Origin of the sequence: Rhodovulum iodosum (assembly GCF_041020385.1) — a bacterium.
In the GTDB taxonomy this organism is placed as follows: domain Bacteria; phylum Pseudomonadota; class Alphaproteobacteria; order Rhodobacterales; family Rhodobacteraceae; genus Rhodovulum; species Rhodovulum iodosum.
This window is the reverse complement of the sequence record NZ_JBEHHI010000003.1, coordinates 501747-514429: the sequence shown is the minus strand read 5'-3', so window position 1 is coordinate 514429 and position 12683 is coordinate 501747. Positions and strand designations below refer to the sequence as shown.

The 12683-nt window shown below is 66.3% G+C and carries 15 protein-coding genes; all 15 read left to right on the top strand.

Annotated features, from left to right (window positions below; genetic code table 11):
• Positions 1-4 precede the first annotated feature (4 nt).
• The 15 genes from Ga0609869_RS16595 (at position 5) to Ga0609869_RS16525 (ending at position 12681) form a co-directional block, all read left to right on the top strand.
• Positions 5-784, top strand: a complete 780-nt coding sequence (locus Ga0609869_RS16595) for a 4Fe4S-binding leucine-rich repeat protein (protein WP_125403600.1) — start codon at positions 5-7, stop codon at positions 782-784.
• Positions 771-1049 (top strand): nitrogen fixation protein NifZ, encoded by a 279-nt coding sequence (locus Ga0609869_RS16590; protein WP_125403599.1) that lies wholly within the window; start codon positions 771-773, stop codon positions 1047-1049. The genes Ga0609869_RS16595 and Ga0609869_RS16590 overlap by 14 nt, the downstream gene beginning before the upstream one ends.
• On the top strand, positions 1046-1255 hold the full coding sequence (nifT, locus tag Ga0609869_RS16585; RefSeq protein ID WP_125403598.1) for a putative nitrogen fixation protein NifT: 210 nt from the start codon (positions 1046-1048) through the stop codon (positions 1253-1255). Before Ga0609869_RS16590 ends, nifT begins: the two co-directional genes overlap by 4 nt.
• Positions 1256-1260: 5 nt before the next feature.
• Positions 1261-2094: an SIR2 family NAD-dependent protein deacylase gene (locus Ga0609869_RS16580; protein WP_125403597.1), complete on the top strand. Its 834-nt coding sequence runs from the start codon at positions 1261-1263 to the stop codon at positions 2092-2094.
• A 362-nt stretch (positions 2095-2456) separates the two neighbouring features.
• A complete protein-coding gene (gene nifH / locus Ga0609869_RS16575; protein WP_125403596.1) occupies positions 2457-3341 on the top strand; it encodes a nitrogenase iron protein in 885 nt (294 codons plus the stop codon).
• A 67-nt stretch (positions 3342-3408) separates the two neighbouring features.
• The gene (gene nifD / locus Ga0609869_RS16570) at positions 3409-4881 is read left to right on the top strand and encodes a nitrogenase molybdenum-iron protein alpha chain (protein ID WP_125403595.1); all 1473 of its coding nucleotides are present in this window, start codon (positions 3409-3411) and stop codon (positions 4879-4881) included.
• Between the two features lie 91 nt (positions 4882-4972).
• Positions 4973-6511: a nitrogenase molybdenum-iron protein subunit beta gene (nifK, locus tag Ga0609869_RS16565; protein WP_125403594.1), complete on the top strand. Its 1539-nt coding sequence runs from the start codon at positions 4973-4975 to the stop codon at positions 6509-6511.
• Between the two features lie 328 nt (positions 6512-6839).
• Positions 6840-8318: a nitrogenase iron-molybdenum cofactor biosynthesis protein NifE gene (gene nifE / locus Ga0609869_RS16560; protein WP_125403593.1), complete on the top strand. Its 1479-nt coding sequence runs from the start codon at positions 6840-6842 to the stop codon at positions 8316-8318.
• A 1-nt stretch (position 8319) separates the two neighbouring features.
• Positions 8320-9714 (top strand): nitrogenase iron-molybdenum cofactor biosynthesis protein NifN, encoded by a 1395-nt coding sequence (nifN, locus tag Ga0609869_RS16555; RefSeq protein WP_125403592.1) that lies wholly within the window; start codon positions 8320-8322, stop codon positions 9712-9714.
• Positions 9715-9727: 13 nt separating this feature from the next.
• Positions 9728-10168, top strand: coding sequence for a nitrogen fixation protein NifX (gene nifX / locus Ga0609869_RS16550; protein ID WP_245972124.1), 441 nt, complete (start codon positions 9728-9730; stop codon positions 10166-10168).
• Positions 10165-10638 carry a NifX-associated nitrogen fixation protein gene (locus Ga0609869_RS16545; RefSeq protein WP_125403590.1) on the top strand — a complete coding sequence of 158 codons (474 nt, stop codon included), beginning with the start codon at positions 10165-10167 and terminating at the stop codon, positions 10636-10638. The genes nifX and Ga0609869_RS16545 overlap by 4 nt, the downstream gene beginning before the upstream one ends.
• 138 nt (positions 10639-10776) lie before the next feature.
• On the top strand, positions 10777-10986 hold the full coding sequence (locus Ga0609869_RS16540; protein ID WP_125403589.1) for a CCE_0567 family metalloprotein: 210 nt from the start codon (positions 10777-10779) through the stop codon (positions 10984-10986).
• Positions 10987-10989: 3 nt separating this feature from the next.
• Positions 10990-11292, top strand: a complete 303-nt coding sequence (gene fdxB, locus Ga0609869_RS16535; protein ID WP_125403588.1) for a ferredoxin III, nif-specific — start codon at positions 10990-10992, stop codon at positions 11290-11292.
• Between the two features lie 351 nt (positions 11293-11643).
• Positions 11644-11967: a HesB/IscA family protein gene (locus Ga0609869_RS16530; RefSeq protein ID WP_125403587.1), complete on the top strand. Its 324-nt coding sequence runs from the start codon at positions 11644-11646 to the stop codon at positions 11965-11967.
• Between the two features lie 12 nt (positions 11968-11979).
• Positions 11980-12681: an iron-sulfur cluster assembly scaffold protein gene (locus Ga0609869_RS16525; RefSeq protein ID WP_125403586.1), complete on the top strand. Its 702-nt coding sequence runs from the start codon at positions 11980-11982 to the stop codon at positions 12679-12681.
• The last annotated feature ends 2 nt before the right edge of the window (positions 12682-12683 follow it).

Below are 12683 nucleotides of genomic sequence, written 5' to 3'. Positions count from 1 at the left end.
TGATATGCCCGGCGGCCCCGACCCGGTTGACTGGCAGGGAAAGGCGCTCGACTGCGCGGCCTGCCGGTTTTCCGACCTTCTGGGGCAGCGGCAATGCGGTCCCGGCTGGTCCTGCGCCTTCGACCGCTACGCGCCGCGGATCGCGCGGTTTTTCATGATGAACCCCGACGCCGCCGATGCCTGCCTGGACGACCCCTATTGCGAAACCCGCGCGAATGCGGCGCGGGTGGCCAACCTGTTCCGCCAGCGCCCGCTTCTGGACGATCCCGATCCGGCGGTGCGCAGCGTCGCCGTGCTGCGCCTGCCCGCGGGCCAGGCCCGCGCCGCGCTGGGAGACCCCGACCGCGAGGTGCGCGTGGCGCTGGCCTGGCGCATGCCCTTTGCCGACCTGGCGCCGCTTCTGTCGGACGCGGACCCATATGTGCGGCTGGTCGCGGCAGGGCGCGCCGACCCCGGTGTGCTGCCGATCCTGATGGGCGACCCCGACCCCGAGATCCGCCATGTGGTGGCCGGGCGTATCGCGCCGCGCTGGCTGCCCCACCTGGCCGCCGACCCCGAGCCGCGGGTGCGCCAGGCCGCGGCCGCGCGGATCGACGAACGCCACCTGCCTGCGCTGGCCGAGGATGCCGACCTGCGCGTGCGGCACGCGGTGGCCGAACGCGCCGATGCCACGCTGGCGCGGCGCCTGGCCGACGACCCCGACCCCCCCGTGCGCGAGGCCGCCGCCGAGCGGCTGGCCGCGCTTTCCGCCGAAGCCGAAAGGGAAACCGATGTCGACCGATGACCGAGAGATCGAAATCTACGGCCCCCCCGCCTTCGAGCCCGGCGAAAAGGTGCGCTGCAAGAAACACATCCGCAACGACGGTACCGTGCCGGGCTGCGATATCGGCGAGTTCGTCGTGCGCAAGGGCGAAGAAGGCTACGTGCGCGACATCGGAACGTTCCTGCAACAATTCTACATTTACGCGGTCGAGTTCGTGGACAGCCGCTCCATCGTCGGCATGCGCCGCGACGAGCTCGACAGCCTCGACAAGGAGAGTACGACATGAAGATCATGGTCCGCGAAACGCCCAAGGGCACGGAGGTCTACGTCCCCAAGAAAGACCTCGAAGAACTGGTGGTCGAACAGGAAAAAGAGGGCCTCTGGGGCGGCTGGGCCAAGCTGTCGAACGGCTGGACCTTCCAGATGCCCGCCTTTGACGAGGCACCGAAAATGCCGATCACGGTGGACGCGCGCCGCCTGTCGACGGAATGAGCGCGATGGCGACCGCGGAGCGGCTTTCCGCGCTGCTGGACGAGGTCGCCCAGGGCGGCCGCGTGCCCTACCTGGGCGCGGGCGTTGCGGCGCTGGGCGGGGGCGGCCAGCCCGCCTCTCCGCCCGAGCTCTGCGCCGCGATCGAGGCCAGGGTGCGCGCGCCCAAACGCGCGCGCGGCAACATGTGGTCAGTGGCGCAATTCGTCGAAAGCCGCCGCTTCCGCAAGACCCTGGAGTCCATCGTCCTCGATGCCTTTGCCGGCGACCCCGCGCCGGGCCCGCTGCATCGCTGGCTCGCCCGCGTCCGCCCGCCCATGGTCGTCGATGCGTGGTACGACAGCGGTCTGATCGAGGCGTTCCGCGCCGAGGATCAGCCCGGCTGGGGCCTCGTGCAGGGCGTCAGCCGCAACGGGGAGTGGCACGAGATATGGACCTGCGCCTATGACGCGGACCTGACGCTCGTCGGCGAAACGCCCGATCCCGCCTGGGACGTGCTGCTCTACAAGCCGCACGGCGTGATCCGCGAGGGCCATTCCTTCCTGATCTCCGACAGCGATTATGTCGAGGTTCTGACCGAGATCGACATCCAGTCCCCCATACCGGAAGAGGTGCAGGCCCGCCGCACCGGCCGGCCCTTCCTGTTTCTGGGTTGCCGGTTCGACGACCAGATGCTGCGCCTCTTCGCCCGCCAGATCGCCAAGCGGTCGTCGACGGGCCACGCGGCGGTCATCGAAGGCGAGCTGACGCGCATGGAGCGCCGTTTCCTCGACGAGCTCGGCATCGAGCGGCTGGATTTGCCGCTGTCGGCGGTCGCCGAGGCCCTGGCCGCCCCGGCCTGAGCGGCGCTTTTCGAAGTGAGCGCGCTGGCGCGCGCGTGCCTTTGCGTTGCGGCCCCCATCCGGGGGCCGCGTCTTTTTCGGGTATTTGGACCAAGAAGAAATGCACAGGGGCTTCTTCTTGGTCCAAATACCCCAAGGCGCAGCGGCGGGGCCTGCGCGACATCGGGTTTGGGGAGGCTTTGTCGGGTCTTTGTCGGGTTCGACACACGGGCGGCGATATGCTGGAATTCCGGCAAGGCGCAGAAAATAAATAAGAAAAAGTTTTATCCCGCCTTGGCACGCTTCCTGCTTGTCATGATGGCGAGAGCGGCCGCGACGCCTTCTCGCGACACCGGACACATCTAGCTGCAAAGGAAGACCCAATGAGCGCGCTGAGACAGATCGCTTTTTATGGCAAGGGCGGGATCGGCAAATCGACCACGTCCCAGAACACCCTGGCCGCGCTGGTCGAGATGGATCAGAAGATCCTGATCGTCGGCTGCGACCCCAAGGCGGACTCCACCCGCCTGATCCTGAACACCAAGATGCAGGACACCGTGCTTCACCTGGCCGCCGAGATGGGCTCGGTCGAGGATCTCGAACTCGAGGACGTGCTGAAAGTGGGCTACAAGGGCATCAAGTGCACCGAGTCCGGCGGCCCCGAGCCGGGGGTTGGCTGTGCCGGCCGCGGCGTGATCACCGCGATCAACTTCCTGGAAGAGAACGGTGCCTATGACGATGTCGATTACGTCTCTTACGACGTGCTGGGCGACGTTGTGTGCGGCGGCTTCGCGATGCCGATCCGCGAGAACAAGGCGCAGGAAATCTACATCGTGATGTCGGGCGAGATGATGGCGCTTTACGCCGCCAACAACATCTCGAAGGGCATCTTGAAATACGCCAACTCGGGCGGCGTGCGCCTGGGTGGCCTGATCTGCAACGAGCGCCAGACCGACCGCGAACTGGACCTGGCCGAAGAGCTGGCCAAGAAGCTGGGCACCAAGCTGATCCACTTCGTGCCGCGCGACAACACCGTGCAGCACGCCGAGCTGCGCCGCCAGACGGTGATCCAGTACTCGCCCGAGTGCAATCAGGCCAAGGAATACCGTCAGCTCGCCGAGAAGATCCATGCCAATTCCGGCAAGGGTGTCGTGCCCACCCCGGTGACGATGGAAGAGTTGGAAGAGATGCTCCTGGATTTCGGCATCATGCAGTCCGAGGAAGACCGTCTCGCCGCGATCGCAGCGGAAGAAACGAAGTCGGCGTAAGCCACCGTCCCGCACGGGCCGGCGCAGCGCCGCCGGCCCGTCCCCTCCCGCTCAAGGAGCCTCTGAGATGGCAAAAGATTTGGAAGACAGCGTGGCCGAGCACGAGAAGATGATCGAAGAGGTCCTCTCGGCCTATCCGAAGAAGGCGCAGAAGAAGCGCGCCAAGCACCTTTCCACGGCCGGCGCGGTCGAAGAAGGCGAAACCGAAATCGTGTCGAAATGCGACACGGTGAAATCCAACGTCAAGTCGGTCCCCGGCGTGATGACCATCCGCGGCTGCGCCTATGCAGGCAGCAAGGGCGTGGTCTGGGGCCCGATCAAGGACCTGGTCCATATCAGCCACGGCCCCGTCGGCTGCGGTCACTATTCCTGGTCCCAGCGGCGCAACTACGCCACCGGCACCACCGGTGTGGACAACTTCGTGACCTTCCAGTTCACGACCGATTTCCAGGAAAAGGACATCGTCTTCGGCGGCGACAAGAAGCTTGAGAAGTCGATCGACGAGATCAACGAGCTGTTCCCGCTGGCCAATGGTGTGACGGTCCAGTCGGAATGCCCGATCGGCCTGATCGGCGACGACATCGAGGCCGTGGCCCGCAAGAAGAAGAAGGACATCGGCAAGACCATCGTTCCGGTCCGTTGCGAGGGCTTCCGCGGCGTTTCGCAGTCGCTGGGCCACCACATCGCCAACGACGCCGTCCGTGACTGGGTGCTCGAGGGCGAGGGCTCGGAATACGAGGCGACCGACTACGACGTCAACATCATCGGCGACTACAACATCGGCGGCGACGCCTGGTCGAGCCGGATTCTGCTGGAAGAGATCGGTCTGAACGTGGTCGGTTCCTGGTCGGGCGATGCGACGCTGGCCGAGATGGAAAACGCGCCCAAGGCCAAGCTCAACCTCATCCATTGCTACCGGTCGATGAACTACATCTGCCGCCACATGGAAGAGAAGCACGGCGTCCCGTGGATGGAGTACAACTTCTTCGGACCCAGCCAGATCGCCGCCAGCCTGCGCGCCATCGCCGCCAAGTTCGACAAGTCCGTTCAGGACAAGGCCGAAGCGGTCATCGCCAAGTACCAGCCGCTGGTCGACGAGGTGCTGGCCAAGTACAAGCCGCGCCTCGAGGGCAAAAAGGTCATGCTGTACGTGGGTGGCCTGCGCCCCCGTCACGTCGTGACCGCCTATCACGACCTGGGCATGGAAATCGCCGGCACGGGCTACGAGTTCGCCCATGGCGACGACTACAAGCGCACCGGCGAGTACATCAAGGAAGGCACGCTGATCTACGATGACGTGACCGGCTACGAGCTGGAGAAGTTCATCGAGCAGATGCGCCCCGACCTGGTCGGCTCGGGCATCAAGGAGAAGTACCCGGTGCAGAAGATGGGCATTCCCTTCCGCCAGATGCACAGCTGGGACTATTCGGGCCCGTATCACGGCTATGACGGCTTCGCCATCTTCGCCCGCGACATGGATCTTGCGATCAACAACCCCGTTTGGGCCATGTTCGACGCGCCCTGGAAGAAATCGGCCTGACGGCCCCGGCGGGGGCCTTGGGCCCCCGCATCCCCTTAACCCTTTCGGCCGCGTCCCGGAATGCGGACGGGCCTGAAGAAGGACCTGTGACATGCCCCAATCGGCAGACAAAGTGCTGGATCACTCCAAGCTGTTCCACGAGCCCGAATACAAGGAAATGCTCGAAAACAAGCGGGCCAAATATGAAAACGCGACGCCCGCGCCCCAGGTGACCGAGATCCTCGACTGGACCAAGTCCTGGGATTACCGCGAAAAGAACCTGGCCCGCGAGGCGCTGGTCATCAACCCCGCCAAGGCCTGCCAGCCGCTGGGCGCGGTCTTCGCCGCCGCCGGCTATGAGGGGACGATGAGCTTCGTTCACGGCTCGCAGGGCTGCGTGGCCTATTACCGCTCGCACCTGTCGCGCCACTTCAAGGAACCGGCCTCGGCGGTGTCGTCCTCGATGACCGAGGATGCGGCGGTGTTCGGCGGTCTGGTGAACATGGTCGACGGTCTGGCCAACACCTATGCGCTGTACCAGCCCAAGATGATCGCGGTCTCGACCACCTGCATGGCCGAGGTGATCGGCGACGACCTGAACTCCTTCATCATCCAGGCGAAGGAAAAGGAAAGCGTACCGGCCGATTTCGACGTGCCCTTCGCGCATACCCCTGCCTTCGTCGGCAGCCATGTCGACGGCTACGACAACATGCAGAAGGGCATCATCAGCCACTTCTGGAAGGATGCCGAGCGCAAGGAAACCGACAGCATCAACATTATCCCCGGTTTCGACGGGTTCGCCGTGGGCAACATCCGCGAATTGAACCGGATCCTGGGCGAGATGGGCGTGACCTACACCATCCTGTCGGACGTGTCGGATGTCTACGACACCCCGTCGGACGGCGATTTCCGCATGTATGACGGCGGCACCAAGCTCGACGACGTCAAGGCGGCGGTGAATGCCAAGGTCACCGTCTCTATGCAGGAATACTGCACCAAGCGGACGCTTGAGGTCTGCGAGAAAGCCGGCCAGGCCACTGAGGTCTTCCACTACCCGATGGGCGTGCAGGGCACCGACGAATTCCTGATGAAGATGTCCGAGCTGTCGGGCAAGGCGATCCCCGACAGCCTGACCAAGGAGCGCGGCCGCCTGGTCGACGCGATGGCCGACAGCCAGTCCTACCTGCATGGCAAGACCTACGCGATCTACGGCGATCCGGACTTCGTCTATTCGATGGCCAGGTTCGTCATGGAGACCGGCGGCGAGCCGACCCACTGCCTGGCCACCAATGGCGGCAAGGAGTGGAAGGCGAAGATGGAGGCGCTGCTGGCGTCCTCGCCCTTCGGCGCGAAAGCCCAGGTCTGGGCCGGCAAGGACCTCTGGCACCTGCGCTCGATCCTGGCGACCGAGCCCACGGACATGCTGATCGGCAACAGCTACGGCAAGTACCTCGAGCGTGACCTCGGCATTCCGCTGATCCGCCTGACCTTCCCGATCTTCGACCGCCACCACCATCACCGCTTCCCCACCTGGGGCTATCAGGGCGGCCTGAACGTGCTGGTCAAGATCCTCGACACGGTGCTCGACAAGCTCGACGCCGAAACGGGCACCCTGGGCGAGACCGACATCTCGTTCGATCTCACCCGCTAAGGGTCCGGCGGCCCCGGTTTTCCTTTCCTCTCGCTGTGATCGGGGTCGCCGCATTTCCGTGATCCGGCCGGTGCCAAGGCACCGGCCGTTTCTTTTTGAGCTGCGCCTATGCCGTGGCCCGCCTTCTTGCCGGGGCGCAGCTTGGCCCGCGGGGCCCCTTGCGGGGCGTGTCGCAGACCCGACAAACACGCCAAATGCGGGCAACTTGGCCGGCGTGCCCGTCTGGCGCCTTGTGCCCAACCCCATGAAATCGCGCCGCTTCCGGCGGGTCGGCCAGTGCTTGGCACGCAGCGTGCTTCGTCTTTCCGTAGCAACGCGGAGCCTGCCCATGTCCGACGCCCTGAAAGACACTGTTCAACAGGCATTCAACGAGCCGGCCTGCGCGACCAACCGCGCGAAATCGGCCGACGACCGCAAGAAGGGCTGCGCCAAACCGCTGACCCCGGGTGCCGCCGCGGGCGGTTGTGCCTTCGACGGCGCCAAGATCACGCTGCAGCCCATCGTCGATGTCGCCCACCTGGTGCACGCGCCGCTGGCCTGCGAGGGCAACGCCTGGGACAACCGCGGGTCGGCCTCTTCCGGTCCGATGATCTACAAGACCGGCTTTACCACCGACCTGACCGAGCTCGACATCGTCATGGGCCATGGCGAGAAAAAGCTCTACCGCGCGATCCGCGAGATCGTGGAAAAGCACCGGCCCCCCGCCGTTTTCGTCTACGCCACCTGCGTGACCTCGATGATCGGCGACGATATCGAGGCGGTCTGCAAGGCCGCGACCGAGGCGTTCGGCACGCCTGCCATCCCGGTCGATGTGCCGGGTTTCGCGGGGTCGAAAAACCTCGGCTGCAAGCTGGGCGGCGAGATGATGTTCCGCCACGTGATCGGCACGCAGGAACCCGAGCGCACCACCGAATACGACATCAACATCATCGGCGATTACAACCTGTCGGGCGAGCTTTGGCAGGTGAAGCCATTGCTCGACAAGCTCGGTATCCGCATCCTGGGCTCTCTGTCGGCCGATGCGCGTTACAAGCAGGTGGCGCAGATGCACCGGGCGCGCGTCACCATGCTGGTCTGCGCCCACGCCCTGATCGGGCTGGCACGCCAGTTGGAAGAGACCTACGGCATCCCGTTCTTCGAGGGGTCGTTCTACGGCATCTCGGACACGTCCGACGCGCTACGCCAGATGTGCCGTATGCTGGTCGAACGCGGTGCCGATGCCGCGCTGCTCGATCGCTGCGAGGCGCTGATCGCCGAGGAAGAGGCCAAGGTCCGAGCCGAGCTGGAGCCCTACCGCGCCAAGGTCGCGGGCAAGCGCGTGCTGCTCTACACCGGCGGACACAAAAGCTGGTCGGTCGTCTCGGCGTTGCAGGAACTGGGGATGGAGGTGGTCGGCACCTCGGTGCGCAAGGCCACCGAGAACGACAAGGCCCGCGTCGCCGAGATCATGGGGACCGAGACCCACATGTTCGAGAACATGGCGCCAAAAGAGATGTACAAGACCCTGCGCGCCTCAGGGGCCGACATCCTGATGTCGGGCGCCCGCAGCCAGTTCGTCGCGCTCAAGGCCCGCGTGCCCTGGGTCGACGTCAACCAGGAAAAGCACGAGCCCTACGCCGGCTACATGGGCATGGTCGATCTGGTCCGCGCTATCGACCGCTCGGTCAACAACCCGATGTGGGCGGATGTGCGCCGCCCCGCGCCATGGGACGAGGCCCGCCGCGCCGGCGGCCCCCGGCCCATGCTGCGCGACCGATGCCCTGTCTCGGGCTTCGCCAACGACCCCACCGATTTCGAGGATTGCTGAGATGGCCCGCCTGACCCGCCCACGCCGCGCCGCATCGACCAACCCGCTGAAGTCTAGCGCGCCCCTGGGCGCAGCCATGGCCTATCTCGGGATCGAGAAATCGGTGCCGCTGTTTCACGGCGCCCAGGGCTGCACGGCCTTTGCCATGGTCCACATGGTGCGCCATTTCAAGGAATCGATCCCGCTGCAGACCACGGCGATGAACGAGGTGTCCACCATCCTCGGCGGCGCCGAGCAGATCGAAGAGGCGCTGGTCAACCTCAAGAAAAAGGCCAACCCCCGCTTTATCGGCATCGCGTCGACCGCGCTGACCGAGACACGGGGCGAGGATGTGCCCGCCGAGCTGGCCGAGATCATGAAGCGGCGCAAGGAACTGGCCGATCTCAAGGTCGTTTACGCCTCGACCCCCGATTTCGAAGGCGCGATGGAAGACGGCTGGGCCAAGGCGGTGACCGCCATCATCGACGCGCTGGTGCCCGAGATCGACCCGGTCTGGCGCGATGCCGATCTCAGGCAGGTCAACATCCTGCCCGCCGCATACCTGACCCCGGCCGAAATCGAAGAGATCGTCCGCCTCGTCCGGGCCTTCGGGCTGCGGCCGATCGTGCTGCCCGATCTGTCGTCCTCGCTCGACGGGCATCTGGCCGATGACTGGTCGGGCCATTCGCTGGGCGGCACACCGCTGGATGCGATCCCGGCCATGGCGAAATCGGCGGTCACCTTCGCCATCGGCGAAAGCATGGCCGATGCGGCCCACCTGCTGGGCGCACGCGGCCATATGCCGGTGCAGGTCTTCACCTCGCTGACCGGGCTCAAGGCGGTCGACGCCTTCGTGGATGCGCTGATCGGCGTGGCCGGCATCGCCGACGCACCGCCGGCGGTCAAATGCGACCGGGCCCGCCTGCAGGATGCGATGCTCGACGCCCATTTCCAGATCGGCGGGCTGCGCTACGCCATCGCCGCCGACCCCGACCTTGCCTATGCGCTGAGTTCCGCCCTGGCCGGACTGGGGGCCGAGGCGGTGTGCTGCGTGACCACGTCGAACCACAACCCGATCGTCGATCTTATCCCGGCCGAAGAGGCCATCCTCGGCGATCTCGGCGATCTGGAAGAGGGCGCGCGCGCGGCCGGCGCCACGCTCTTGATTTCGCACGCCCATGGCCGGCACGCCGCCGCCGCGCTGCACCTGCCCCTGGTCCGCGCGGGCTTTCCCGTCAACGACCGGCTTGGCGCCCAGGATATCTGCCGCGTGGGCTATCGCGGAACGCGCGCCTTCCTTTTCGAGGTCGCCAACGCCGTGCTGGCCCATCCCCACCACCCGCGGCCGGAGGATTTCGGCGCCGCCCCCATCGAGAGGGAGTTCGAGCATGACCGCCCGCAGACTGCGCCTCATTGAGCCGGAGAAAGACATGACCAGCGAAACCCCTCTGAAAATCGCGATCGCCACCAACGACATGGAAAACCTCGACGCCCATTTCGGCTCGGCCAAGAAATTCGCCGTCTACGAGGTGACGACCGAGACGGCCCGCATGGTCGAGGTGCTGGAATTCGGCGATGTGACCGACCAGGAAGGCCAGCATAATTCGGTCGACGACCGGATCACGCCCAAGGTCGAGGCGCTGACGGGCTGCGCGCTTCTGTTCGTGCTGGCGATCGGCGGGCCCTCGGCCGCCAAGGTGGTGCGCGCCGGCATCCATCCGATCAAGCGCAAGGAGCCCGAGCCGATCGCCGACGTGCTGGCCCAGACCCAGGAGATGCTGGCGGGCTCGCCTCCGCCGTTCCTGCGCAAGGTGCTGGGCCGTCCGAAAACCGATTTCGCGTCCGACTACGCCGAGGAGGGGCTGGAATGACCGCCTCGCCCGAGACGGCGCCCCGCGGCGGCGAGATGCCTGCCAGCGAGTTCCTCAAACAACTCGTCGCCGTGATCCGTGCCGAGGACAGTTACGGCAGCTGGGAGGGCAAACCCGACGCCGAGCTTCTGGAAGAGTTCATCGTCACCCCCGAGGAACGCCGCGAGATGCCGATCATCGGCGACCCCGACCCCGACCTGTTGTGGCGGGTCGAGAAATTCTACGACGCGGTCGCGCTGCTGTTGGAAAAGCGCACAGGCGCCATGGCCGCGCAGATGTCCAAGATCCATCACGAGGGCTTCGGGCGTATCGTGCTTCTGTCCGGCCGGCTGATCGTGCTCTCCAGGCATGTGCGCGACATCCACCGCTTCGGCTATACCAGCTACGCCAAGCTCGCCGAGGCCGGTGAAAAGGCGACGCAGGACGCCGCCGACATGGTCGCCCGCTTCCCCGAGGCGGCCCAGGCCTGAGGCGATGATCCGTATCCGTCCGCTTGCCAGCCCGCCCGAACCCGCGCCGCCCATCGTGCTGAAACGCGCGCCGGGGCGCACCCCGTTCTCCCGCTGGCTCCGTTTCAGCGCCGCGAAACCCGAACCGAGGACCACGTCATGAGCCTGGAAGACCTTGAAATGCGCGTCAAGAAACTGTCGATGCGCTCGACCAACGCCAAGATGAACCTGCACGACCTCGCCGAGGAACTGCCCACCGACTGGGAAAGGATACCCGAGGTCGCCGCCGAGACATTCGAGGTGTTCAAGGAATTGAGCGCCGCGCGCAAGGAATTGAAAGCGGCGAAGAAAGCCGCAGAGGAGGCCTGAACCATGCCCATCACTGCCCTGACCCGCGGCGGCGCCGAGTACACGCCCGAGTTCCTCGTCGAGATCGACATCGAGAAATGCATCGGCTGCGGTCGCTGCTACAAGGTCTGCGCCCGCGACGTGCTGACGTTGAAAGGTGTGACCGACGAGGACGCGATCGTCGATGTCGATGATGAAGAGTACGAGGACGACATCGAGCGCAAGGTGATGGTCGTCGCCGACGGCGACGATTGCATCGGCTGCGGCGCCTGTGCCCGCGTCTGCCCCTCGGGTTGTCAGACCCACGCCCCGGCCGAGGCCGCCTGAGGCCGGCCGCCATTGCGCGGCGCGCGGTGCCATCGCGCGACATGGCCCTTCTTCTGGCCGCAAATATCCCCGCCGGAGGCGCGCGCCCGCGTCAGCGGACGCGCCCGGCCCAACGCCGGCCAAGCGGGCCTTGGCCCGCGCGGGCCCGGGGGCGGGAGCACCCGGGGCTGGCCGCGCGCAGCGGTTTCGCCGGTGCCGCGGCGTCTGTCGCGAATCCGCCAATCGCCCGCGGGACAAATGCGACAACCGGTGCCGACCTCTCGTTAAGCTTTTGAAAAATCGGCCTCCGGAAACTTGGCACGCTTCTTGCTTTGCTCTTTGCAGGACATACGCCAGCGACAGGAGAGCCCGATGATCCAAATCACTCAATCCGCACGAGACGCGATGGCCAGCGCTATCGAGGGGGCCGGACAGCCCGTCGCGGGCCTGCGCGTGATGGTCCAGTCCGGGGGCTGCGCCGGGCTGCAATACGCCATGGCGCTGGAGCTGACCCGCGAGGCGGACGACGCGGTGGTCGAGGCCGAGGGCGGCGTCACCGTGCTGATCGACCCCGACAGCCAGACCTACCTGGTCGGCACCACGATCGATTTCGTTTCCGGGCTCGAGGGCTCTGGCTTCGTCTTCGAAAACCCCAATGCCAGCGGCGGCTGCGGCTGCGGCAAATCCTTCTGCTGACAGGTGGCCCCGATGCTCGACTATTCCCCGACGCTGACCGACCACTTCCTGAATCCGCGCAACCGCGGCCCGCTGGACGACGCCAACGCGCTGGGCGAGGCGGGTGCGGTGCGCACCGGCGACGCGCTTCGGCTGATGCTCAAGGTCGAGGGCGGTGCGATCGCCGCGGCGGGATTCGAGACAACGGGCGGCGGCCCCGAGGTCGCCGCGGCCTCGGCGCTGACCGAATTGCTGATCGGCAAGACCGTCGCCGAGGCGCGTGAGATCACCCCCGACTACCTCGAAACCGTGCTGGGCGGGCTGCCCGAGGACGACCGCTCGGCCGCCGAGGTCGCCACCGCGGCGCTGGCCGCCGCGCTCAGGGATCATGCGCAGCCCCCCGCCTTTCGCGCCGCGCGCGGCGACCGCACGGCGCAGCCGCTGGCGATCGCGCCGCTGAAACCTTCGGCGCCGGCCAAGGCGGCGGCCAAATCGCTGACGGCCGACGAAGAGATCGCGGCGGTCAACGCGGTGCTGGACGAGATGCGCCCGCGCTTTCGCGCCGATGGCGGCGATGTCGAGCTGCATGACATCGCGGGCCCGCGCGTCCGCGTCCATCTCCGGGGCACCTGCACGGATTGTCAGCTGGCCGGGCTGACCCTTGGCGGTCTGCAAAAACGGGTGGCCGAGGCCCTGGGCCGCGCGGTCTTCGTCGTTCCCGCCCCGTCGCGCTGAGA